Annotated in this window: 17 protein-coding genes and 1 pseudogene; 10 read left to right on the forward strand and 8 right to left on the reverse strand. The window is 65.8% G+C overall.

What is annotated here, in order from left to right:
• The first annotated feature begins 2 nt into the window (after positions 1-2).
• The 10 genes and pseudogenes from dsrK (at position 3) to J0M27_RS05845 (ending at position 12,737) form a co-directional block, all read left to right on the forward strand.
• Entirely contained in the window at positions 3-1,598 is a 1,596-nt protein-coding gene (gene dsrK, locus J0M27_RS05800) for a sulfate reduction electron transfer complex DsrMKJOP subunit DsrK (protein WP_294988394.1), read from the forward strand.
• Positions 1,599-1,625: 27 nt separating this feature from the next.
• Positions 1,626-3,596, forward strand: a complete 1,971-nt coding sequence (locus J0M27_RS05805) for an NAD(P)-binding protein (protein ID WP_294988397.1) — start codon at positions 1,626-1,628, stop codon at positions 3,594-3,596.
• Positions 3,597-3,630: 34 nt separating this feature from the next.
• Positions 3,631-4,029, forward strand: a complete 399-nt coding sequence (locus J0M27_RS05810) for a hypothetical protein (protein ID WP_294988400.1) — start codon at positions 3,631-3,633, stop codon at positions 4,027-4,029.
• Positions 4,026-4,796: a sulfate reduction electron transfer complex DsrMKJOP subunit DsrO gene (dsrO, locus tag J0M27_RS05815; RefSeq protein ID WP_294988403.1), complete on the forward strand. Its 771-nt coding sequence runs from the start codon at positions 4,026-4,028 to the stop codon at positions 4,794-4,796. Before J0M27_RS05810 ends, dsrO begins: the two co-directional genes overlap by 4 nt.
• A 2-nt stretch (positions 4,797-4,798) precedes the next feature.
• The gene (nrfD, locus tag J0M27_RS05820) at positions 4,799-5,995 is read left to right on the forward strand and encodes an NrfD/PsrC family molybdoenzyme membrane anchor subunit (protein WP_294988406.1); all 1,197 of its coding nucleotides are present in this window, start codon (positions 4,799-4,801) and stop codon (positions 5,993-5,995) included.
• 17 nt (positions 5,996-6,012) lie between these two features.
• Positions 6,013-7,440, forward strand: a complete 1,428-nt coding sequence (locus J0M27_RS05825; protein WP_294988409.1) for a cobyrinate a,c-diamide synthase — start codon at positions 6,013-6,015, stop codon at positions 7,438-7,440.
• Entirely contained in the window at positions 7,428-7,766 is a 339-nt protein-coding gene (locus tag J0M27_RS05830; protein WP_294988412.1) for an iron-sulfur cluster assembly accessory protein, read from the forward strand. Before J0M27_RS05825 ends, J0M27_RS05830 begins: the two co-directional genes overlap by 13 nt.
• 252 nt (positions 7,767-8,018) lie before the next feature.
• Positions 8,019-8,750 (forward strand): annotated as a pseudogene (gene cobA / locus J0M27_RS05835) (uroporphyrinogen-III C-methyltransferase); the annotation flags it as partial.
• A gap of 110 nt (positions 8,751-8,860) precedes the next feature.
• Entirely contained in the window at positions 8,861-9,880 is a 1,020-nt protein-coding gene (locus J0M27_RS05840) for a GGDEF domain-containing protein (protein ID WP_294988415.1), read from the forward strand.
• Positions 9,881-10,133: 253 nt separating this feature from the next.
• Positions 10,134-12,737, forward strand: a complete 2,604-nt coding sequence (locus tag J0M27_RS05845) for an ATP-binding protein (RefSeq protein ID WP_294988418.1) — start codon at positions 10,134-10,136, stop codon at positions 12,735-12,737.
• A gap of 219 nt (positions 12,738-12,956) precedes the next feature.
• On the opposite strand, the gene J0M27_RS05850 is transcribed toward J0M27_RS05845, so the two are convergent.
• From J0M27_RS05850 to J0M27_RS05885, 8 genes are all read right to left on the reverse strand, one after another.
• Positions 12,957-13,814 (reverse strand): oxidoreductase, encoded by an 858-nt coding sequence (locus J0M27_RS05850; RefSeq protein WP_294988421.1) that lies wholly within the window; start codon positions 13,812-13,814, stop codon positions 12,957-12,959.
• 20 nt (positions 13,815-13,834) lie between these two features.
• Positions 13,835-14,047: a hypothetical protein gene (locus J0M27_RS05855; protein WP_294988424.1), complete on the reverse strand. Its 213-nt coding sequence runs from the start codon at positions 14,045-14,047 to the stop codon at positions 13,835-13,837.
• Positions 14,044-14,622, reverse strand: a complete 579-nt coding sequence (locus tag J0M27_RS05860; protein WP_294988427.1) for an RnfABCDGE type electron transport complex subunit A — start codon at positions 14,620-14,622, stop codon at positions 14,044-14,046. The genes J0M27_RS05855 and J0M27_RS05860 overlap by 4 nt, the downstream gene beginning before the upstream one ends.
• Complete coding sequence (locus J0M27_RS05865; protein ID WP_294988430.1) at positions 14,615-15,262, reverse strand: electron transport complex subunit E; 648 nt, start codon at positions 15,260-15,262, stop codon at positions 14,615-14,617. Before J0M27_RS05865 ends, J0M27_RS05860 begins: the two co-directional genes overlap by 8 nt.
• Positions 15,259-15,996, reverse strand: a complete 738-nt coding sequence (locus tag J0M27_RS05870) for an FMN-binding protein (RefSeq protein WP_294988432.1) — start codon at positions 15,994-15,996, stop codon at positions 15,259-15,261. The genes J0M27_RS05865 and J0M27_RS05870 overlap by 4 nt, the downstream gene beginning before the upstream one ends.
• The gene (locus J0M27_RS05875) at positions 15,993-17,141 is read right to left on the reverse strand and encodes an RnfABCDGE type electron transport complex subunit D (RefSeq protein ID WP_294988435.1); all 1,149 of its coding nucleotides are present in this window, start codon (positions 17,139-17,141) and stop codon (positions 15,993-15,995) included. The genes J0M27_RS05870 and J0M27_RS05875 overlap by 4 nt, the downstream gene beginning before the upstream one ends.
• Before the next feature lie 109 nt (positions 17,142-17,250).
• A complete protein-coding gene (gene rsxC, locus J0M27_RS05880) occupies positions 17,251-18,621 on the reverse strand; it encodes an electron transport complex subunit RsxC (RefSeq protein WP_294988438.1) in 1,371 nt (456 codons plus the stop codon).
• A 4-nt stretch (positions 18,622-18,625) separates the two neighbouring features.
• Positions 18,626-23,593 (reverse strand): 2-oxoacid:acceptor oxidoreductase family protein, encoded by a 4,968-nt coding sequence (locus tag J0M27_RS05885; RefSeq protein WP_294988441.1) that lies wholly within the window; start codon positions 23,591-23,593, stop codon positions 18,626-18,628.
• Positions 23,594-23,608: the final 15 nt, after the last annotated feature.

Here is a 23,608-nt window from a genome sequence, read left to right on the forward strand (position 1 = left end):
TCATGGCCGACGAAACCACACCCGTCGCCGTAGCGCCAGCGCCGACTCCCGCGCCCGCCAAACCGGCCGAAAAGGCCAAGGTCGTCGCCCCGGCCTATCGCGACTACCCGAACATCCCGGCGCTCAAGATCGACTCGATGGCCGACTCGAATCCCTACGTCGCCGCCGCCGTGCACAACGAATCGGTCGGCTTCCCCGGCACTCTGGTCGAGGGCTGGGAGCAGAAGGCCGTCGCCAAGATGGGCGAACTGCTGGGCAAGTACCGCTCGCTGCGCGTGTACATGGACGCCTGCGTGCATTGCGGCGCCTGCACCGACAAGTGCCACTACTTCATCGGCACCGGCGATCCGAAAAACATGCCGGTGGCGCGCCAGGACCTGATGCGATCGGTGTATCGCCGCTACTACACCCTGCCCGGCAAGCTGTTCCCCAAGCTGGTCGGCGCGCGCGACATGACGAAGGACGTGCTCGACGACTGGTTCCGCTACTACAACCAGTGTTCCGAGTGCCGCCGCTGCTCGGTGTTCTGTCCCTACGGCATCGACACCGCCGAAGTGACGATGGCGGCCAAGGAAATCATGCACAGCGTCGGTCTCGGTCACAAGTATGTGAACGAGATCATCGGCAAGGTACACAAGATCGGCAACAATCTCGGCCTGCCCGGCCCGGCACTGGAAAACACGCTGGAAGGCCTGGAAGAGGACGTGCTCGAAGACACCGGCGCCGCCGTCAAGTATCCCCTCGACCAGAAGGGCGCCGAAGTGCTGCTGGTCACGCCCTCGGCCGACTTCTTCGCCGAACCGCACGTCGACAGCCTGATCGGCTACGGCAAGGTGTTCCACGCCGCCGGCATTTCCTGGACGCTGTCCTCCAAGGCATCGGAGGCCGGCAACTTCGGCATGTTCATCGGCAACTACGAGCAGATGAAGAAGATCGCCATGCGCGTGCGCGAAGCCGCGCTGGAACTCGGCGTCAAGCGCATCGTGGTCGGCGAGTGCGGCCACGCCTGGCGCGTCGCCTATGCCTTCTGGAACACGCTGACCGGCATCGGTGCCGGCGCCGACGATCCGTTTGCGATCCAGCTGCAGAAGCAGCTCGACCCGAACTACAAGCAGCCCTCCCACATCTGCGAAGTCACCTGGGACCTGATCCAGGCCGGGCGGCTCAAATTCAACAAGGAAGCCAACGACCACCGCATCATCACCTTCCACGACTCCTGCAACGTCGCGCGCGGCTCGCGCATGGGCGATTACGCCGGCGGCCAGTTCGACATCCCGCGCAACATCATCCGCGCCGTCGCCAACCACTATGTCGACATGTCGGAAGCCACCACCCGCGAAAAGACCTTCTGCTGCGGTGGCGGCGGCGGCCTGCTGACCGACGAACTGCTCGACCTCCGCGTCAAGGGCGCCCTGCCGCGCATGGAAGCCCTGAACCGCATCGTGCAGGACAACGGCGTCAATTTCATGGCCACCATCTGCGCCATCTGCAAGGCCCAGTTCACCAAGGTTCTGCCCTACTACGGCTTCAAGATGAGCATGGTCGGCGGCGTGCACCAACTGGTCAGTACCGCGATCGTGCTTGACAACGAACAATGACGAACAAGATTTATACGGAGACCCCCTATGTCCGCCACGCCTGACACCACGACCGAAAAACTGAATTTCCGCCGCTACAAGGAAGGCGATACAACGTTCAAGCGCTGGCAGGAACAGATTTTCCAGGCCAGCTACTCCTACAAGTGCCCGACCTATGTCCAGTCGACGCCGCCCTGCCAGGGGTCCTGCCCGTCGGGCGAGGACATTCGCGGCTACCTGAACATCGTGCGCGGAATCGAGAAGCCGCCCGTCGGCGCCGATGGCAAGCCGACCATGACCTGGCAGGAATACGCCTGGCGCCGCCTGACCGAAGCCAACCCGCTGCCGGCCGTGATGGGCCGCGTCTGCCCGGCGCCCTGCGAAACCGGCTGCAACCGCAACCAGGTCGAGGACCATGTCGGCATCAACTCGGTCGAGCATTACCTGGGCGACTGGGCGATCGCCAATAATCTCAAGTTCAAGGCGCCGGAAAAGAAGACCGGCAAGAAAGTCGCCATCATCGGCGGCGGCCCCGCCGGCCTCTCGGCCGCCTACCATCTGTCGCTCAAGGGCCACAGCTGCACCATCTTCGACGAGCACGAATTCCTCGGCGGCATGATGCGCTACGGCATTCCCGGCTACCGCACGCCGCGCGACACGCTCGACGCCGAAATCCAGCGCATCCTCGACCTCGGGGTCGAAGTGCACCTCAAGACCCGCATCGGCACCGATGTAACCCTCGAACAACTGCGTGTCAGCTACGACGCGATCTTCCTCGGCCTCGGCGCCCAAGCCGGCCGTGCCCTGCCGCTGCCCGGCGATCCGGCCGACCACGCCGCGCCGAACGTGGTGACCGCGACCTCCTTCCTCAAGGCCTTCAACGACGGCCGCCTGAAGACCGTAGGCCATCGCGTGGTGGTCGTCGGCGGCGGCGACACATCGATGGACGTCGCCACCGTGGCGCGGCGCCTTGGCCACATCGAGAAGGTCAATCCGACGGACTTCGAAGGCGCCATCGCCGGCCACATGGCCCAGGACGTGGCCGACATTTCCCTGCGCCAGGGAGCCGAGGTGACGCTGACCTCGGTCTACATGACCGCCAGCAAGCCCGAAATCGAGCATGCCCAGGCCGAAGGCATCGCCATCATGGGCGGCTGGATGCCGATCGGCGTGGTCAAGGGACCCGACGGCCGCGCCACCGCGTTGCGCGTCATGCAATGCGAAGCCAAGATGGTCTCCGGCCGCCTCGACATCAAGAAGATCGAAGGCACCGAGAAGGAACTGCCGGCGGACCTGATCGTTTCCGCCATCGGCCAGGCCGTCGATTTCACCGGCATCGAAGAGTTCAACTCGGGCAAGGGCATGGTCGCGGCGGACAAGAACTACCAGGTTTCCGGCAAGCCCGGCGTCTTTGCCGGCGGCGACGTGATCCGCCCGCACCTGCTGACCACCGCCGTGGGCCATGGCGCGATCGCCGCCGACGGCATCGACCAGTTTCTCGCCGGCCAGGAAATGGTGCGCCGGCCCAAGATCGACGTGCATGCCTTCGACCTGATGCGCAAGTACGTCGAGAAGGGCATCCAGTTCGGCGAAGTCAAGGGCGCCGCTCACGGCACCGACAAGAGCAAGGAAGTGGTGCACAACTACGAGAACCGCTCCGAGCGCTACGTGATACCGCATGACCAGTTGTTCCTCGGCCACTTCCAATATACGGCGCGCAACAAGCGCCACATCACGCACCTGAACAAGGACTCGGCGCTGGGCAACTTCGACGAGCGGCTCGACGCGCTGTCCGAGGCCGCGGTAATCGCCGAGGCCAAGCGTTGCATGAGTTGCGGCCAGTGCTTCGAGTGCGACAACTGCGTCGTGTATTGCCCGCAGACCGCCGTGTACAAGGTCAAGAAGACGGAGAGCCTGACCGGCCGCTATGTCGCCACCGACTACGACAAATGCATCGGCTGCCACATTTGCGCCGACGTGTGTCCGACGGGCTACATCCAGATGGGCCTGGGCGAGTGACAGGGATCGGGAATCAGGGATCAGGGATCAGATGATGCGCATTCTCGCCGCCATGGTGCTTGCCATGATCGCCGTGTCGCCGGCGCCGACTTTTGCCGGCGAGGGCGAACGCACGCCCAAGCCGGTGGTAACGATCGAGAATCCCGGCAAGTGCGTGGCACCGGCCGAAGAAATGCGCCGCAACCACATGGAGATGCTCAAGCACCAGCGCGACCGTACCTTGCGCGCCGGCATCCGCGGCGAGCCCGCCTCGCTCAATGCCTGCATCGAATGCCATGCCAGCAAGGCCACCGGCTCGGTGCTGGGCACCGCGGAAGGCGGCAAGGGCCGCAACTTCTGCGAGAGCTGCCACAGCTATGTCGCGGTCAAGCTCGACTGCTTCGAGTGCCACCAGCCCAAAGCCAAATTCAAGGCCGCAGGAGTGAAACCATGACGGCCCCGCAAACCCCAGACCGCAATCCGCGTCGCGCCTTCATCGCCGCTGCCGGCGCCGGCGTTGCCGGCCTCGGCTTCGCCGCCATCGCTCCCGGCCTGCACCTGATGGCCGTCGGCGAAGCCAATGCCGCAACCGAGGCGCGCAAGGCCGGCACGGCTGCCTCGCCTGCCGTGCGCTGGGGCCTGCTGATCGACGCCGGGAAGTGCGCGCCCGGCTGCACCAAGTGCATCGATGCCTGCCACACCGAGAATGGCGTCACCGAAAAGCTGCCCGACCCGCGCCAGAACTCGCAGTGGATCCGCAAGATCGAACTGGTCGACCGGCGCGACGGCCGCAAGACCGAGTTGCCGATGATGTGCCAGCACTGCGCCAACCCGCCCTGCGTTGACGTCTGCCCCACCGGCGCCTCGATGAAGCGTGCCGACGGCATCGTGCTGGTCGACCGCCACACCTGCATCGGCTGCCGCTACTGCATGATGGCCTGCCCCTACAAGGCGCGCTCGCTGGTCCATGTCCCGCTCACCGAGCAGAACCCCGAAGTGCCGCGCGGCCAGGGCTGCGTCGAATCCTGCACGCTTTGCGTGCATCGCGTGGACAAGGGCCAGACCCCGGCCTGCGTCGAATCCTGCCCCGAGGGCGCGATGCTGTTCGGCGACCTCAACGATCCTTCGAGCGCCATCGCCAAACGCATCGCCAGCGTGCCGACCACCCAGGTGCGGGCGGACCTGCGCCTGAACCACGGCGTGCGTTACCAAGGGCTTTGATCATGACTCTCAATCCCCGCCACGAAGAAGGCCTCTTCTATCTGCTGGCCGCCATCGGTGGCCTGGTCTCCGCCATCGGCATCGGCGCCGCGCTCTACATGGAGCACTCGGGCCATGTCGTGACCGGCATGAACAACCAGGTCGTCTGGGGCCTGCCGCACGTCGTCGCGATTTTCCTGATCGTTGCCGCCTCGGGCGTGCTCAACGTCGCCTCGATGGGCTCGGTCTTCGGCCGCAAGCTCTACAAGCCGCGCGCGCCGCTCTCCGGCCTGCTGGCGCTGGCCATGATCAGCGGCGGCCTCGCCGTGATCATGCTCGACCTCGGCCGCGCCGACCGCATCATCGTCGCCGCGACGCACTTCAACCCGACTTCGGTATTCGGCTGGAACGTAATCCTCTACCCCGTTTTCTACGGCGTCGTTGCGGTCTATCTGTGGACCATGATGGAGCGGCGCATGTATCCCTGGATGAAAGTCGCCGGCTACGCAACGTTCATCTGGCGCATCGTGCTGACCACCGGCACCGGCTCCATTTTCGCCTTCCTCGTCGCGCGCCAGGCCTACGGCACCGCGCTGCTGGCGCCAATGTTCATCATCATGTCCTTCTGCTGGGGGCTGGCCGTGTTCCTCGTGGTGCAATCGACCATGTACGCCTGGAACGGCCTGACCCTGCCGCCGCTGGTCCTGCAGCGCATGAAGAACCTGCTCGCCACCTTCGTCGCCGCCGTGCTCTACTTCACCATCGTGCTGCACCTGGTCAATGCCTATTTCGCGAAGAACATTGCCTTCGAATACTTCATCCTGTTCGACAGCGAATTCGCCGGCATGTTCTGGGTCGGCCAGATCCTGCTCGGCACGCTCCTGCCGCTGGCCCTGCTGTTCAATCCAGCCACCGCGTCAAAGGCGCTCTGGGTCAACGTCGCCGCCCTGCTGGTGGTAGTCGGCGCCTGCTTCCACCTCTATGTCTTCATCATCGGCGGCCAGGCCTTCCCGCTCGACATGTTCCCGGGTTACGACGTCAAGAGCAGTTTCATGGACGGCGCGGTGGACCACTACCGCGCCAGCCTGCCGGAACTGCTGCTGTCCCTCGGCGGTCTCGGCATCGCTTTCACCATGACCACCATCGGCGTGCGCATCCTGCATTTCCTGCCGCAGGACGACCTCGCGGAGCTTGAAGCCGCCACCCGCGCGACTGACTGAGTTCGCGCCGGCGCGGCATGCATCGCTTCCTGATTTCGGCCGCCCACAAGTCCTCGGGCAAGACCACCGTCAGCATCGGCCTCGCCGCCGCGCTGAGTTCCGGACGCCACGGCCTGCGGCCGCACTCGGTGCAGCCGTTCAAGAAAGGGCCGGACTACATCGACCCGCTGTGGCTTTCCGTCGCCGCCGGACGTCCCTGCTACAACCTCGATTTTTTCCTTTCCCCTGACGAGGAACTCAAGGCCCAGTTCGCCCGCCACGGCCACGATGCCGAGGTCTGCCTGGTCGAAGGCAACAAGGGGCTCTACGACGGCCTGGACCTGCAGGGCTCGAACAGCAACGCCGCGCTGGCGCGCCTGCTCGACCTGCCGGTGGTGCTGGTGCTCGACGCACGCGGCATGACGCGCGGCATCGCGCCGCTGATCCTCGGCTACCAGGCCTTCGACCGCAACATCCGCATCGCCGGGGTGATCCTCAACCGCCTCGGCGGCCGCCGCCACGAAGCCAAGCTGCGCGCCGTGATCGAGCACTACACCGACGTGCCGGTGATCGGCGCGGTGCAGGAAGACGCCGAGCTGGCCCTGGTCGAGCGCCACCTGGGCCTGATGCCGGTGAACGAAACCGCCGAGGCCGGGCGCCACATCGCCGCCATCGGCGAACGCATCGCCGCCCAGGTCGATCTTTCCCGCCTGCTCGACCTCAGCCGCGGCGAATGGGACCCGGTCCCGCCGCCGGCGACGCCACCGAGTCGCGAACAACCGGTGCGCATCGCCGTCGCGCGCGATGCCGCCTTCGGCTTCTACTATGCCGACGACCTGGAAGCGCTGGCCGCCGCCGGTGCCGAAACCGTGTTCTTCAACACCCTGACCGATGCCCGGCTGCCGCCCTGCGACGGCCTGTTGATCGGCGGCGGCTTTCCGGAGTGCTTCCTCGATCAACTTGAAGCCAACGCCCCGCTGCGCCGGGACATTCGGCGCGCCATCGAAGCCGGGCTGCCGACCTATGCCGAATGCGGCGGCCTGATGTACCTGTCGCGCAGCATCGAATGGAAGGGCAGGCAGGCCGCCATGGTCGGCGCGATCCCGGGCGACATCCAGATGCACCCCAAGCCCGTCGGTCGCGGCTACGTGATCCTCGAAGCCAACGCCAGCCACCCCTGGCGTGACCAGGCCGCGACCCCAGGCCAGGACCCGCCGCCCCTGCACGCCCACGAATTCCACTATTCCAGCATCACCGGCCTGCCGTCCGATACCCGCTATGCCTACACGATGCGGCGCGGCCACGGCGTCGACGGCAGGCATGACGGCATCCTGCTGCACCGCCTGCTCGCCTCCTACACGCACCTGCGTGCCACCAGCGGCTGCGATTGGCCGGCCAAGTTCGTCCAGCACGTCCGCAGTTGCCTCGCCACCGACCGCAAGGAACCCACCCCATGTTCGCCCTGACCCCGCCCGCCGCCGAGCAAATCGTCCGCGCCGCCGCCGACCAACCCGACCCCCAGCCCATGTTGCGGGTGGCCGCCAAACTCGACGAAAGCGATGGCGAACTGGTCTATGGCATGGGATTCGACGAGCAGCGCGAGAACGACCTGGTGGTCGACTGCGGCGGCGTCACCATCCTCATCTCGCCCCCCAGCCAGCCCCTGCTGGCGAACACCACGCTCGACTTCGCCGAGGTCCAGCCCGGCGAGTTCCAGTTCATCTTTCGCGGTGGCTGCGACAATCCCGCGCCGCAGCGCGGTTGCGGAGGTTGCGACGGCGGTTGTTCGTAACGCTCATGGCACCGAGCACCGCCCGCGGAAGATGAAACAGGCAAAAGCCAAAATGAAGGCCCGCCCCTCCCATCCGCTTCGCGGCCCACGGCTGGCTTTGCACAGCCAACCGGCTGCGGCGGCACACCGCATGCGGTGCGAGACCCCGCCTCGCCCCCTCACGGGGAGGCTACTGATTTGTTCGCTGCGCTCGAATATCCGGAGCTCTGTCGGGTATATTTCGCGTCCATGAAACCGACACCCGCACAACCCGGCTGGGTATACCTGGTCGGCGCCGGCCCCGGCGATCCCGAACTGCTGACCCTCAAGGCCGCGCGCCTGATCGGCGAAGCTGACGTCCTGGTCTATGACAACCTTGTCTCAAAGGAAGTTTTGGCGCTGGCACGACCCGATGCGGAACTGATGTACGCCGGCAAGGAACGCGGCAACCACTCGCTGCCGCAGGAACAGATCAACCAGTTGCTGGTACGCCTGGCGAAGACCGGCAAGTGCGTGGTGCGCCTCAAGGGCGGCGATCCGTACATCTTCGGCCGCGGTGGCGAGGAAGTCGAAACCCTGCACGCGGACGGCGTCAATTTCGAAGTGGTACCCGGCATCACGGCGGCGGCCGGTGTCGCCACCTACGCCGGGATTCCACTGACCCATCGCAACCATGCCCAGGCCTGCGTGTTCGTCACCGGCCACCTCAAGGATGGCAGCATGAACCTGGACTGGCCGGGGCTGGCGCGCCGGCGCCAGACCGTGGTCATCTACATGGGCCTCTCGGGGCTTTCGCATCTTTGCGACAAGCTCATGGAGCATGGGCTGCCTGCCGACTGGCCCGCCGCCATCGTCCAGCAGGGCACTCGCCCCAGCCAGCGTACCGTCACCGGCACGCTGGGCTCGCTGCCGCGGCTCGCGGAAACCGCCACCCTGCGTGCGCCGACCTTGATCATCGTCGGCGAGGTCGTCACCCTGCGCGACAAGTTGCGCTGGTTCGAATAGCACCCGCGTCGACTCGCGGCCCGAGCGGCATCCAAGTCCGGCTGCTGATGTAAAATCCCTATTGGCGTCAAGCCTTCCTGTCGCAGCCCGGAGCGGAGCTTGGGGAGTCAATGAAATACACCGATGGCGCCGAAAAGAGCGCTGAATACCTGAGGCAGGCCCTGGCCCTGATGGCGAAGCAGGATGCGGCAATGCATCCGGTCAGCTATGCGGTCTGGTACGACCACGTCGCCGGCCGCAATGCAGCTCTGAGCGCCCGTCTCGACGAGTATTTGAAGGCCGGCAAGGCGCTTGACGAAAAGGCCACGTACGACCTCTATTCCGAGCATGTTGCCGAGATCGACGTGGATCTGGCGCGGCAGATCAGTGCCGGCGTCCAGAAAGTCATGGCCGACGTCACATCGTCGGCCGAGCAGGCGGGCGACCGGGCAGGTCGGTTCGGCGATGCCCTGGGCAAGTGGTGCGATGAGCTGGCACCCGCGGCGGCAGGCCGGAGCCCGGGCGTCAATGCCATTCTCGAACTCACCCGCGACATGCAGGGTTCCATCACCCTGCTGAAGGCGCGCCTCGACGACAGCAGGAGCGAGATCGAGCAATTGCGGCAGGAAGTCATCAAGGTGCGCACCGAAGCACTCACCGACGGCCTCACCGGACTTGCGAACCGGCGCGGCTTCGACATCGAACTGGCCACCTCCCTGGCCGAGGCCGAAACGGGTAGTTCCGGGCCCAGCCTGCTGATCGCCGACATCGACCTGTTCAAACGTATCAACGACAGCTACGGCCACCTGTTCGGCGACAAGGTGCTGAAGGCGGTGGCGCAGATCCTCCGCGACAACGTCAAGGGCAAGGATACGGCGGCGCGTTACGGCGGCGAGGAATTCGTCGTCCTGCTGCCGGACACGCCGCCCGAAGGCGCCCGACGCCTGGCTGAAAGCATCCGCGCCATCGTCGAGCGCTGCCGCATCAAGCGCGCTACCGACAACGGCGCCGTGGCGAACATAACGATATCCATCGGCGTCGCGGGTTTCCGGCCTGGCGAGGCCGCGCACGATCTCGTCGCGCGCGCCGACTCGGCCCTGTACGCGGCGAAATCGGGGGGCCGCAATCGTGTCGCCGTGTCGGCCTCCTAACCGGCGCCCGGAGGACGACCCGACGCGGCGCTGGTGCGCGACAAGCTGAAGTGGTTCCACGAAGAGCACCGAGATCGAAATGCCGAGCGCGCGACCAAGGGCATCCCTGCGTTGCAAGGGTGGCGCCGGCGGGCGATTCATGCTCCGCCAGGAGACTCGCCGCCATCAATCCATGGACTGAAGAAAGTCCCTGGCCTTGTTCAAGATGCCCGCAGGCAATAACTCCCGCCGACTGCCCGGCATCTTGCAGCCGATGATCCGTTCCTCCGGTCACTTGCCCCCCACACCTGCCGTCGATCCGGCTGCAACGCTATCGTCGACGCCGTCTCCGGCCCTGATCAGGTTCGCCGCGCTAATCCTGTTCCTGGGTGGCATGGCGTCGGTCGCGACCACGCTGACCCTTGGCCAGATGCAGCCAGTACGCCTGGCGCTGCAGGCGATGCTCGCCGGTACGGGCCTGCTGGCGATTCTCTGCCTCCACTGGGGCTGGTTGGTCGCCGGCACCTACGCCCTTGTAGTCGGCTGCTGGCTGGTGGTTACCGGACTCGCGACGATTACCGGCGGCGCCACTGCCGCCGCGATCCACGCCTACCCGGCCATCATCATTTTCATAGGCTGGCTGATCGACTGGCGCGCCGCCGTGATCAGTGCGCTCATCACGGCTGTGACGATCTTCGCCTTCGCCGCGGCCGAGAATCTGCACTACCTGCCCCCGGCCTTGCCAACGAGCCCGACCCAGCGAGCGACGATGACGGTGATCATTCTCGCCGTCGCCACCGCCGTGGTCGTTGCCTTGGTTCGGGCTTACCAGCAGCGGGGCGTCGAGAACCTGCGGATCAGCCGTGATCTGGCGCACCGCAGCCATGAACTGGAGCGCAGCCAGACCGAACTGAACAAAGCCCAGTCGGTCGCCAAGGTGGGCAGCTGGATCGCCGACTTCGGCGCGGAGACGATCCAGTTATCGACCGAGGCGCAACGCATTATCGGTTCCGACGCGGACGCGCTGCGCGGCGTGAGGGACTACCTTGCCAGGCTTCATCCCGCGGACAGGGACGCCGCAAAGCTGGCCTGGCAGGCCGCAATGGATGGCGGAGCACTGGACCATGAACATCGCATCGTGGTCGGCGACGAACTGCGCTGGGTGAGACAGAAGGCCGATTTCGAGCGCAACTCCGAAGGCAAGCCCGGTCGCGCCGTCGGCATCATCCAGGACATCACCGACAGGCACGCCGCCGAGTCATCCCTGCGCCTGTCCGAAGAGCGATTTTCCGTGGCTTTTCGTTCCAGCCCGCTGGCCGCCTCGATCGCCCGCGTTGCCGATGGCTGCTTCGTCGAAGCCAACCGCAACTACGAACGCTATTTCGGCTGGAAACGCGAGGAACTGCTGGGCCGCAGCTCGCTGGACGTAGGGCTCTGGGCGAGCAAGGAAGCGCGCAGCGAGTGGCTTGCGATCCTGCTGCGCGACGGCCGCGTGGTTGATTTTGAGACCGTCTGGAGGCACAAGAACGGGGAGCTTCGGCACGTCAGCGTTTCCGCGGAACTTGCCGAAATGGGCAACGAACAGTGCGTTTTGGCCCACGTCAGCGACATCACGGAACGCAGGCGTGCACAGGCCGAACTGGAACAACACCGCCACCATCTCGAGGAACTGGTGTTCTCGCGCACCGCCGAACTCGCCACCGCGCGCGATGCCGCCGAAGCCGCCAACCGCGCCAAGAGCGTGTTCCTGGCCAACATGAGCCACGAACTGCGCACGCCGATGAACGCCATCATGGGCATGACCGATCTCGCGCTGCGCCGTGCGAGCGATCCGCAACAAGCCGACTGGCTGGCGAAGAGCATGGACGCGTCGCGCCACCTGCTCGGCGTGATCAACGACATCCTCGATATCTCGCGCATCGAGGCCGAGCGCATGACGCTCGAAGAAAAGGATTTTTCGCTTTCCGAGGTGATCGCCGAAGCCCTGAGCATTCAGGACGAGGCGGCGCGCGCCAAGGGGCTGCAGCTGGTCAGCGAAATCGCCGCGGAAATTCCACCCAGGCTGTGCGGCGACGCCATGCGCCTGCGCCAGATACTGCTCAACTACCTCGGCAACGCCGTGAAATTCTCCGAGTCCGGCGAGATCGCGGTGCGAGCCCATGTCGTCGAAGGCGACAGCCTCAGCCTGTTGCTGCGCATCGAGGTCGAGGACCGCGGCATCGGCATCAGCGACGAGCAGCAGCTCCGCTTGTTCCACGCCTTCACCCAGGCCGACGACTCGATGACGCGCAAATATGGCGGGACCGGACTCGGCCTGATCATCTCGCGACGCATCGCCCGCCTGATGGGCGGCGATACCGGGGTCGCCAGCCGCGAAGGACGGGGCAGCACCTTCTGGGCGACGATTCGCCTGCGTCAGGCATCCGCGCAAGCGGTGACGGCAGCACCGGCGGACCTCGAGTGCCCACGCGAACGCCTGGCCGCCAATTTTTCGGGCCGCCGGGTGCTGGTCGTGGAGGACGAGCCGGTGAATCGCGAAGTCGCCGTGTATCTGCTGGGGGATGCCGGACTGCAGGCCGAGGTGGCGACCAATGGCCTCGAAGCCGTGGCCATGGCGGGCAGTGGCGCCTACGATCTGATCCTGATGGACATGCAGATGCCGATCATGAACGGACTCGAGGCCACCCGTGCGATCCGGGCTTTGCCCGGCATGCCACCCATCCCCATCATTGCCATGACCGCCAACGCCTTCGACGATGACCGCGAAGCCTGCCTTGCCGCCGGCATGAATGCCCACATCGGCAAGCCCTTCCTGCCGGACGCGTTCTACGCGGAATTGCTGCGTTGGCTGCAGTCCGGCGCCGCCGATACCCCGTAGGGTGTCCTTGCCGCGACTGCGTCGGCACGACCTATCGAATAGCCGTTTCGTCTGCCTTGATTCCGCCACGGTGCGCCGCCCCATGCATGAGGCCACGCGGCAGGAGCTGCAGCTGTGCCGCCTGGGCGTCCTTGACGATGCTTTTTTTCCGAATTTTCCGCGGCAACAAGACTGCGCTGGATAAGCGGTACGCAGCGCGAACCTGCCGAACCCTGGCGGTCAGTAGAGCACCTCGCTCCAGCGTCCGCTCGATTTCAGCGCATTTTCGACGCGCAGCCAGTTGCTGCCCGAACCCGCCAGTTTGATCATCGATTGTTCGATCGCCGGCAACATATTTGACGTGCCGGCGACGAAGACCTTCGTATTCGGCCGCTGCAGGATTTCCCAGACCTCCGCCGCATTCTGTTCCAGGGCCTGACCCATGGCCACCGGCGCATCCAGCGCCGGGCGCGGACTCACCGCCTGGAAGGCCTTGAAGGTGGGTTGGTCGAAGTAATTCGCCAGGTCGCTGTTCTCTTCGTTCATGTAGAGCATTTCCAGCGGACTCTTTGCGCCGTAGAACAGCCGTATCTGGCCCTGCCAGCCGCCGATCTTTTCGTAGATCTGGCGGATCAGGGTGCGGAAGGGCGCGATGCCGGTGCCCATGCCCAGCATCAGTATGTCGGCGGTCTTGTCTTCGGGAATCACGAACGGATAGCCGACCGGGCCGGCGAAGACGATCGCGTCGTCGGGACGCAGGTCGCACAGGTAGTTCGAGGCGATGCCCTTGTATTCCTCGCCGTTGAACTCGTCGATGTAGGAGCAACGGCGCACGCAGATGGCGAACTCGGTGGCATCCTGGCGCTTTTCGAGGTCCATGATCCCGTACAGCCGCGCGTGGCTGCCAGCGCCGAACTGGCCGGGCGCCAGCACGCGGACCAGGTTGCCCAGCGAGGGATCGAAGCCCAGGTCGGTGGTGCGGAACACCATGTGGCGCACCTCCTCGCGCGAGGCCGGCGGCGTGATGCGGCGCGACTCCTTGAGGGTCGCGGAATAGGTCCGTGCAGGAGGCGCGGCGGGGGGCGTTAGTGGCTGCATGAGATGGACTCCTCGATAAGTCAGCGATGTTTCATAGCGGATGCGGCAGGTTCGGCGTCACAGGCGCTGGCGCAGCCGCTGCCGGCGGAACAGCAGCCGCATTTTCCGGGGTCGCGGAAAGGTCCGAGCAGCGGATTGCGCGCGGCGAAGCGGCGGTAGGCGCGGTCGATCAGGATCCCGCCCAGGGCGAGGCTGAAAATGACGGCGATGGCGGTCAGGTAGGTCGTCATCATCCGCCCAGCCCGGCAAAGCCCATGAAGGACAGCGAAAGGATGCCGGCCAGCATCAGCGACAGGGCCGTGCCCTGCGCCAGGTCGGGCACGTTGGACAGCGTCAGGCGCTCGCGCACGCTGGCCATCAGCACCAGCGCCAGGGTGAAGCCTGCGCCGCCGCCGACGGCGAACACCACGGACTGCACAAAGCTGTAGTCGCGGGCCGTCTGGAACAGCGCGACGCCGAGCACGGCGCAGTTGGTGGTGATCAGCGGCAGGTAGATGCCCAGCGCGCGGAACAGCGCCGGGCTGTACTTCTTCAGCACCATCTCGACCAGCTGCACCGCCGAGGCGATGATCACGATGTAGGAAATCAGGCGCAGGAACTCGAGGTGGAAGGCGGTCAGCAGCAGGTTGAGGCCGTAGGCGCAGAGCGAAGCCACCAGCATCACGAAGGTGGTCGCCACGCCCATCGGGAAGGCCGTGTCGAGCTTGCCCGAAACGCCGAGGAAGGGGCACAGGCCGAGGAACATCGCCAGCACGAAGTTATTGGCCAGCAGCGCATTGACGAAGATCTGGAAGGCGGATTCAGACATGCTGGCCGGCCTCCGTCGTGGGTGCCGCGCGACGCAGCTTGCGTCGCTCCAGCCAGGCGAAGAACAGCAGCCAGGCGCCGAGCACGAAGAAGCCGCCGGGCGGCAGCACCATGATCACCCAGGGCTGGAAGCTAGCGCCGAACAGCGTGATGCCGAACAGCGTGCCGGCGCCGAGGATCTCGCGCACCGCGCCCAGCGCGAACAGGCCGACGGCGAAGCCGATGCCCATGCCGGCGGCGTTGAGCATCGCCGGCAGCGGCGGATTCTTCGAGGCGTGCGCCTCGGCGCGGCCGAGGATGATGCAGTTCACCACGATCAGCTGGATGAAGGCGCCCAGCGCATCGTAGAGCGCCAGGCTGATGGCCTGGATCGCGTAATCCACCGCGGTGACGAAGGTGGCGATGATCACGATGTACACCGCGATCCTCACCTCCTTGGGCACCATGCGCCGCAACAGCGACACCAGGCCGCAGGAGCAGACCAGCACGAACATCGTCGCCAGGCCCATCGACAGGGCATTGACGGCCGATACCGATACGGCCAGCACCGGGCACATGCCCAGCACCATGACGAACACCGGGTTCTGGCGCCAGATGCCCTCGGTGAATTCGTCCCAGGTCTTGTATTGAGCGGTATTCATGATTTCGTCGCCAGGGTATCGAGTTTGGGAACCAGGCGCGGCAGCAGCGCCTGCGCCGAATCATTGATGGCCTTGCCCACGGCGCGCGAGGTGATCGTCGCGCCGGCGATGGCATCGATCTGCCAGGGGTCGGTCTTGCTGCCGCGCTTGACGACCTTGACCTCGTTGGCCAGCGCGGAGAGGTCGGCCTTGAGCTTGACGTCGAGCGCCGTGAAGTTGGCGAGGAATTCCCTGTCGGTGATGATCTTGTCGCCGATGCCCGGCGTCTCGCGCATGGCCACCACGCCGATGCCGACCACGCACTGGCAGTCCGGCTGGTAGCCGAACATGATGCGCACGTTGTCGGCATAACCCTTGCCCACGCCCTCGGCGGCAATGCCGGCGAGCTTGCCGGCATCGTCGTAGGCGGCGAAGAACTTCACGGCGCCGGCCGCAATCGCCGTATCCCCAGCGCCGACTCTTGCGATTCCACCCCCGGCCTGGGCGACGAACTCTTCGATCGACTTCGCCTTGGGCAACACCTTGAACACCGCGCGTTCGGTGGCGATGCGTTTGTTGGCCGCCACCGCGTCGTAGGTGCCCTGGTAGGCGCCGACGATGATCAGGCCGCAGATGGCCGAGACCAGGCCGAGGGTACGGATCATTGCGCCGGTCGGTGATTCCGGCACGGCGGCCTCGCCGGCCGCGACCGCGATCGGGATCACCTTCTTGTCGCTGGAGGGTTGATCACTCATTTTTTCGGCTTGTTCGGCAGGAAGCGCTTCTTCGGCGTCACCGCGCTGGCTTCTTCGCGCGAGATGTAGCCGGGGTTCAGCGGATAGGTGGCGCGCTTCTTGACGCGATCGAGCACACCGCGGCCGAAGGGCACCGGCTGGGTGATTTTCTCGATCAGCGGCGAGGCGGCATTGGCGATCAGGATGGCGTACATCACACCTTCCGGCAGGCCGCTGTAGTAACGGATCACCACCGTCAACAAGCCGATCAGCGCGCCATAGACCCACATGCCCTTGGGCGTCACCGGCGAGGTCGCCATGTCGGTCGCCATGTACACCGCGCCGAGGATCAGGCCACCGGAGAAAAGCATGAAGAAGGGATTCGGATAGCGCGCCGGATCGAAGGCGAACAACAGCCAGGCCGTCAGCGCCGCGCTGCCCAGCACCGCCAGCGGGATGCGCCAGTCCATGTAGCGGCGCGAGGCGAGGTAGGCGCCGCAGAGCAGGATCAGCAGCGGCGACGGGCCGACCGCCATGTTGCCGGAGAGTGAAGTCAGCAACTCGTCGGCATTGACCAGTACGCCGTCGAACTTCCATTTCGCCAGCGGCGTCGCTCCGGCCAGCGCGTCGAGGTTCTTGGCCTTGAGCCAGGCAGTGGCGTCGGCCGGGATCATCAGCGGCCAGGCCAGCGTCGACGGGATGAACTCGGTGAAGCGTCCGGGCAGGAAGGATGGCGTGTAAGTCGCTATCGCCGTCGGGAAGGCCGCCTGGACGAAGGCGCGGCCGATCAGCGCCGGATTGAAAACATTGAAGCCGATGCCGCCGAACAGGGCCTTGCCCAGGGCGATGGCGACGATGCCGGCCACCGCGCCCATCCACAGCGGAAAGCCCGGCGGCAATGTCAGCGCCAGCAACAGCCCGGTGATGACTGCCGAGTAGTCGGACAAACGCCCGGCCTGGGTGCCGGTGCGCACGAAAAAGCGCTCGGTAAGCAGGCAGGCGCCGGTCACCACAGCGATCGAGGCCAGCGCCGAGATACCGTACTGGAAGACGTAGAAGGCGCAGATCGGCAGCAGCGAGTAGACCACGTTGCGCATGATGGTCTCGACCGTCTTGGCCGATTGCACGTGCGGCGCGGAGCGGATTTCGATCGGCGCGGAGGTCATTGGCCCACCCCCCAGCCCCCGCCCCACGGGCGGGGGTGACGGCGGTTCGCCGCTGCGCGGCTCCATATCCTTGGCTGCGCCGCCCTTGGGGCGGCCCTGCGGACGGCGCTCATGCCGCTTTCTCCCTGAGGATCTGCTTGGCGACGCGGAACTGCTGTACCAGCGGGATGTTGGACGGGCAGACATAGGTGCAGCAGCCGCACTCGAAGCAGTCACCGAGGTAATACTGCTCGCCCATCAGGTCGTACTCACGCTTGGCGGCGAGCATGCCGAGGGTCGAGGGATTGAGGCCCATCGGGCAGGATTCGACGCATTCGCCGCACTTGATGCAGGGATAGGTCTGGCGCGACTCGCGCGCCAGCATGTCCTCGCGGCGGAATACCAGCACGCCCGACACGCCCTTGGTGATCGGCACGTCGAGCGAAGCGATGGCCTGGCCCATCATCGGCCCGCCGAGGATCACCTGGCGCGCATCCATGGCATCCACCGCCGGCGCGCCGGCATAGTCGAGCACGAACTTGAGCGGCGTGCCGAGGATCACGCGGTAGTCGCCGGGCTTGGCCACGCCGGGCCCGGTCACCGTCACCACGCGCTCGGTGAGCCCCTGCCCGAGCGGCAGCAGCTTGCCCAGCGCCGCCAGCGTGCCCACGTTGCTGACCACCATGCCCAGCGCGATGGGCAGGCCGCCGGCCGGCATCTCGGCGCCGAACAGCGCCATGATCAGCATCTTTTCCGAGCCCTGCGGATACTTGGTCGGCACCGCCTCGACATGGATTTCTTCCGTCACACCGGCGGCGTGCGCGTCGGCGATGGCCTGGCGCAGCACCAGCACCGCATCCGGCTTGTTGTCCTCGACGCCGATGATGCTGCGCACCGCGCCGGTGGCGCGCATGGCGTAGCGGATGCCGGTGATCAGGTCGGCGGCATGCTCGATCATGACGCGATGGTCGCAAGTGAGATAGGGCTCGCACTCGCAGCCATTCACCACCAGGGTATGCACCTTGGCCTGCTTCGGCACCGAGAGCTTGGCGTGGGTGGGAAAGGCCGCGCCGCCAAGGCCGACCATACCGGTATCCCAGATCGCCTGCAGGATGTCCTGCCCGGTGGCCTGCGACAAGTCGCGCGGCCGGCCCCAGAGATCTTCCTGGGTCGCGCCGGCATGCGCGCGAATGACGATGGACTCGACCCAGGGGCCGCGCATGCCGGGACGCAGGCCGATGAATTCGACCACACCGGAAAGCGGCGCATGGTGCGGCACCGACAGCCACTCGTCGCTACGCGCGATCGGCTGGCCGCGCACCACTTCCTGGCCGACGCGGACGATCGCCCGCGGCACCTTGCCGATGTGCTGCGACAGCGGCACCGTGACCCGGTCGGGGAAGGGCAGCCGGCGGATCCTGCGCTCCGCCGTCAGCTTGCAGCTCGGCGGATGCACGCCGCGCTGGAAGGCTTCGCCGCGAAAGTAGGAGACGAGTTTCATTGGCTTAGTTGAATTTGGCCGCCCTTGCCATCAGCTTCTCGATACCCGGCTCGTTCATGTTCCACGGTGTACCGGGATGGATGCAGCCGGCCGTGCATTTCTCGGCGGACTTGACGATGTCGGCGAACTTCGAGCCCTTCGGGTTGATCACCACGGCCAGCTTTTGCTCGTTGTAGGCGAAGGTCTTCGGCGCCAGGGTGGTGCACTCGTCGCAGGCCGTGCACTCGGGCGACTCGATCCAGACCGGCTCGTAATCGCCGCCACCGGCGCTCGCAATCGCCGTGTCGCCAGCGCCGACTCTTGCGTCGCCGGCCGCCGCGGGCAAGGCCGCACCAGCCCCCTGTCCCAGTACCGCGCTGATCTTCGCCAGCAGGTCCTCGCGCACCCGCGACTCGACCTGCTCGACGTCCGCCCCTTGCGCGCCGATGCCGACGAGACCGCGCAACTGGCGCCAGAAGGCCAGCCGCTCCTCGACCGACTTGATCAGTTCCTTGGTCACCAGAAGGCGCATCAGGCGGTTCTTCTTGTCCACCGCCCAGATGAAGGGGAATTTGCCTTCGCGCTCGTCAAGATCGAGTTCGAGGAACTCGGCCACCGGCACCATGGACTCGTTCCAGGTCTCGGGCGGCGCCTTGCGGAAATGCTTGAGGAAGCGCGCCTCGGTCGCCGCGAAGTCGGCGAAGGTCATCGGCAGCGTCATGCTCTGCTGGGCGCCCGCCTCATCGACATACTTCAGGTTGTAGGTCGGCCAGTCCGTGTCGAGCGAGGGATTGCCCTCCAGGCTCACGCATTCGGCAAACGTGGTGCCGGCATCCGGATCGAAGCGGAACAGCGGATAGGCGCGCCCTTCGACCGCCAGCTTGCTCTGGTCCACGCTCTTGTCATCGCCGACGCCATGCTCGGGCGGACAGACCGCGTAGATGTTGAACAGCGCCGGACGGCGGCTGTTGAGGCCGTCGATGTAGCTTTCGATCAGGTGGTTGACGTGGGCGATGGTGCCCGACATCACGTAGGAGGTGCGGTGCGCCATGCCGATCAGGCTGATTTCCTTGCGCACTTCCTGCTTGCCGCGCTGGGCATCGCCCCAGGGCGCCATGTCCGAAACCTGGCTGATGAAGCCCGAGGTGCAGGCCTGGCCGCCGGTGTTCGAATACACCTGGGTATCGACGACGAGGACCTTGATCGGCATGCCCGACATCAGCGCGCGCGACAGGTTCTGGAAGCCGATGTCATACATCGCGCCGTCGCCGCCGATCGACACCACCGGCGGGCAAAGCTGCCACTCGTCGGCGGAGAACTGCTGCCAGGTGAAGCGGCGGAAGAAATCCTCGTCGCGGTCCGGCAGGTAGTCGCCGGCCAGCTCCTTTTCGGCCATGCGCACGGCCTTGAAACCGTCGGCCATTTTCGCCATGTGGCCCTCGAAGATGCCCATCGCCACCGAGGGCGAATCCTGGAACAAATGCGAGGTCCACGGGAAGGGATAGGGGTGGAAGGGGTAGGTCGAGCCCCACACCGAGGTACAGCCCGTCGAGTTGATGATGCCCATCTCGGCGCGGCCGCGCTGGCTCGGGCCCTCGACGTAACGCCACTTGAGGTCCTTCAGTTTCTCCAGCAACTGCGCGGTGTTCTTCACCCAGGCCGGGTCGAGCAGTTGCGAGGGTTTGTCGGCATTCAGCTTGTTGGCCAGGTTCGACAAGGTCAGGTCGTGCTGGCCCGTCGATTCGACGGCGCGAATCACGGCATTGGCGTCGGTCAGGTCCACCGCCGAGGCCAGCTTGACGCGCATGTGCTGTTCCAGGCGCTGGATCAGGTCGTCGATCTTCTCGACGAAGGCCGCGACGCGCGGCTGCATCAGCGCCGTCACCGTCGCGGTGAACAAGTGGATCGCGGTCTTCTCGCCGCAGCCGAGGCAGGCGCCGTCACCGCAGTTCATCGAGCCGTAGTTGCGCTTGTCCAGCAGCAGGGTTTCCAGCGCGCCGATCTTCTCGTCGAGGCTGTCGATGCGGCTGTAGTCCTTCGGCGTGGTCGGCAGTTCCAGCCAGGTGTTCCAGTCGCGACGCAGGCGCTCGACCGAATCCTCGGTCTGCGTCACCATCTTCAGCGCGTTGTCCTCGCAGACCGTCACGCACAGCGCGCAGCCCTTGCAGGTGTACGGATTGACGGTGATCGAGAACAGGCCGCCGCTGCCCTTCTGCTTCTTCTCACGGTTGCCCCAGTAGGGCTTGGTGGCGGAATACTGGAAGCCGCCAAGGTGGATCTGCAACTGCGTGAATTCGGCGGCGAGGCCGGAACGCTCGGCTTCCGGCGTCTCGGCCAGCACGGCATCCATGGCGCGGTCGAACAGCGGGCGGACGTAGCCGCCTTCATTGTCGACCAGGGTGCGCAACTTTTTCTCGATGGACCGCGCGGCGCGGCGCAGGTAGCGCGTCGGCGTGCCGCCGGTCTCGATGCGGTTGATCGCCGTGTTGAGCACGTCGCCGATCGAGCTGACCAGGCCGGGGATGGCCGAGTCCGGGCATTCGACATAGCAGTTGCCGCAGGCCGTGCAGTTCTCGGCGATCCATTCCGGATGCTCGAAGCGGATGCCGGTCATGTCGCGGAACACGCCGGTGGCGGCCGGCACCAGCGAGGCGCCGATGAAGGGATCGACAATGTTGTCGTTGCCCTTGCCGGTCAGGTAGAAGTGGCCGGTCTGTTCCCAGAAGCGGTGGATGTCGCCGATCTTGCCCGACTGGGCCTCACCGACCGCCGGCAGTTGTTGCAGCATGACCGGCAGGCCGGCTTCCTTCTTGACGAAGCCCTTGCGCGTCGCGCCGACTTCCTTCTCGGTGATCTCCGTCAGCTCGGTGAAGCCGCGGCGCACCACGCGCAGGTTGTCGGCCACCACGCGCGCGCCCTTGCCGCCGAACTTGGATTGCAACTGGGCCTCGATCGCGGTGAACAGCGCATCCTCGGTGAGGCCGGCGTTGGCCATGGTCGGGCTGGCGGCGAAGAAGGCGCCCTGGAAGGCGATGCCCTGCATGCGCAGTTGCAGGTCGGCCGAACCGGCCTCCTCGCGTGCGATCTGGAAGGCGTCGAGGTGGAACACGCGGATCTCGTTATCGACGATGAACTTCTGCGCCCAGAGCGGGAAGGCGGCCCAGGTTTCCTTGCCGAGGTTGGACTGGATGATGAAGAAGCCGCCCTTCTTCAAACCCGAAAGCGGGTTGCTGTGGCCGAATACCGCCGGGTCGGGCGAGAGCACGACATCGACATAGACGTATTCGCAGTTGATGCGGATCGGCTCCGGCGCCGCCGAGAGGTAGTAGGTGGTCGGCTGGCCCTTCTTCTCCGAACCGTACTTGGGATTGGCCTTGATGTCCCAGCCGAGCAGCTCGAACAGGGTCATCGCCAGGTTCTTGCCGGTGGTGATCGCGCCCCAGCCGCCCACCGAGTGCATGCGCACGGTGATCGCGCCCTTGGGCAACAGGTTGGGGTTTTCCGAACCGCGCACGCCCAGCGCGCGGATCTGCGGATACTTGTCGGCGAGGTCCTGCTGGTGTACTTCGTCCTTGGGGTTCAGCGGATCGCGGGCGAAGTCGATCGAGAGGTAGAAGAACTTGCGTTGCGCCGCGTCGGGCAGCATGTTCTCGACGGTGCCGATCAGCGCTTCGGGTTGCAGGTCGCGGCTGCCCAGGCCATAGCAGCCGGAATACAGGCGCGGCATCTCGGCGGCGGCATACACCGCGTAGCCGGCATAGGGGGCGTCCTTCTGACCCTGCGCCGCGGCCATGCCGTTTTCCACGCACTTCATCAGCGTCGCCCGCACTTCGCGCATCAGCGGCAGGTCTTCCGCCATCGGCTGGTCGGTGCGCTCCAGCACCACCACACCCTTCTTGCCGCGCAGCACGCGGCCCAGCAGATCGCCGGGGAAGGGACGGAACATGGTCAGATTGACCACGCCGACTTTCAGCTTGCGCGTCTCGCGCAGGTAGTCGGCGACGGCCTCGGCCTGGACGATCATGCTTCCCATGCCGAGGATGACGTAATCGGCATCCTCGGTCTTGAAGCCCGACACGCGCCGGTAGCCGCGCCCGGTGAGGCCGGCGTACTCCTCCATGCAGGCATCCGCCAGCGCCTCGACGTGATCGAAGAAATAGGGGCGCTGGCCGGCCGTGGCCTGCATGTAGGCATCCTGGTTCTGCACCGATCCGGACAGGAGCGGCAGGTCGACGTCCCAGATCGCCGGCACGCGGCGCCGCTTCGGCCCGTAGAGCATCTCCTGCGCCGGGGTCGGCGAGGCGATCATGTCGTCGGGCTTGCCGCAATACTCGGCCACCAGTTCGCGTTCGGGCAGCACGCAGGACTCGATCAGGTGGCTGGTGAGAAAGCCGTCCTGGCCGATGATGGCCGGCGTCAGCGACAGTTCGGCCAGCTTGCGCCCGATCAGATTGAGGTCGGCCGCCTCGGTGGCGTTCTTCGCCATCATCTGGATGAAGCCCGTGTCATCGACGCAGTGGTAATCATCGTGGCCGGCATGGACGTTGAGTGAGGCCTTGGTGATGGCCCGGCAGCCCATGTTGAGCACATAGGGCAGGCGCTTGCCGACCGCGGCGTAGAGCGACTCGTGCATGAAGGCGACGCCCTGCGCCGAGGAGAAGTTGCTGGCGCGCAGCCCGGTCATCGCCATGCCGGCGGTAACCCCGGCGGCGGCATGTTCCGATTCCGGCTCGATGAAGATCAGCGGCTTGTTCGAGATGTTGAGGTGGCCCTTGGCGACCTCCTCCGCCCAGTACTCGCCCATCTGCGTCGAGGGCGTGATCGGGTAGGCGCCGGCCGCATCGGATGACTCGCGCTCGACGTGAATGACGGCGGTATTGCCATCCACGGCGTCACGCACTCCGGGGTACTTGACCTTGCCGGTAGCCACTCCCGCGCCGGTTTGCGGCAGCAGGCCGGTGGAGATTATCTTCTTGATGATCGACAGGCTCATGGCAGCTTCCTCGAA

It is taken from the genome of Sulfuritalea sp. (assembly GCF_017302275.1).
Classification (GTDB): domain Bacteria; phylum Pseudomonadota; class Gammaproteobacteria; order Burkholderiales; family Rhodocyclaceae; genus Sulfuritalea.

Excerpts from the sequence above, each read along its gene's own strand:
- J0M27_RS05885 (WP_294988441.1), bottom strand. The coding sequence starts at position 23,593 with ATGAGCCTGTCGATCATCAAGAAGATAATCTCCACCGGCCTGCTGCCG.
- J0M27_RS05870 (WP_294988432.1), bottom strand. The coding sequence starts at position 15,996 with ATGAGTGATCAACCCTCCAGCGACAAGAAGGTGATCCCGATCGCGGTC.
- J0M27_RS05825 (WP_294988409.1), top strand. The coding sequence starts at position 6,013 with ATGCATCGCTTCCTGATTTCGGCCGCCCACAAGTCCTCGGGCAAGACC.
- dsrO (WP_294988403.1), top strand. The coding sequence starts at position 4,026 with ATGACGGCCCCGCAAACCCCAGACCGCAATCCGCGTCGCGCCTTCATC.
- J0M27_RS05860 (WP_294988427.1), bottom strand. The coding sequence starts at position 14,622 with ATGTCTGAATCCGCCTTCCAGATCTTCGTCAATGCGCTGCTGGCCAAT.
- J0M27_RS05840 (WP_294988415.1), top strand. The coding sequence starts at position 8,861 with ATGAAATACACCGATGGCGCCGAAAAGAGCGCTGAATACCTGAGGCAG.
- J0M27_RS05845 (WP_294988418.1), top strand. The coding sequence starts at position 10,134 with ATGATCCGTTCCTCCGGTCACTTGCCCCCCACACCTGCCGTCGATCCG.
- nrfD (WP_294988406.1), top strand. The coding sequence starts at position 4,799 with ATGACTCTCAATCCCCGCCACGAAGAAGGCCTCTTCTATCTGCTGGCC.
- dsrK (WP_294988394.1), top strand. The coding sequence starts at position 3 with ATGGCCGACGAAACCACACCCGTCGCCGTAGCGCCAGCGCCGACTCCC.
- J0M27_RS05830 (WP_294988412.1), top strand. The coding sequence starts at position 7,428 with ATGTTCGCCCTGACCCCGCCCGCCGCCGAGCAAATCGTCCGCGCCGCC.
- J0M27_RS05805 (WP_294988397.1), top strand. The coding sequence starts at position 1,626 with ATGTCCGCCACGCCTGACACCACGACCGAAAAACTGAATTTCCGCCGC.
- J0M27_RS05865 (WP_294988430.1), bottom strand. The coding sequence starts at position 15,262 with ATGAATACCGCTCAATACAAGACCTGGGACGAATTCACCGAGGGCATC.
- J0M27_RS05875 (WP_294988435.1), bottom strand. The coding sequence starts at position 17,141 with ATGACCTCCGCGCCGATCGAAATCCGCTCCGCGCCGCACGTGCAATCG.
- J0M27_RS05850 (WP_294988421.1), bottom strand. The coding sequence starts at position 13,814 with ATGCAGCCACTAACGCCCCCCGCCGCGCCTCCTGCACGGACCTATTCC.
- J0M27_RS05810 (WP_294988400.1), top strand. The coding sequence starts at position 3,631 with ATGCGCATTCTCGCCGCCATGGTGCTTGCCATGATCGCCGTGTCGCCG.
- J0M27_RS05855 (WP_294988424.1), bottom strand. The coding sequence starts at position 14,047 with ATGATGACGACCTACCTGACCGCCATCGCCGTCATTTTCAGCCTCGCC.
- rsxC (WP_294988438.1), bottom strand. The coding sequence starts at position 18,621 with ATGAAACTCGTCTCCTACTTTCGCGGCGAAGCCTTCCAGCGCGGCGTG.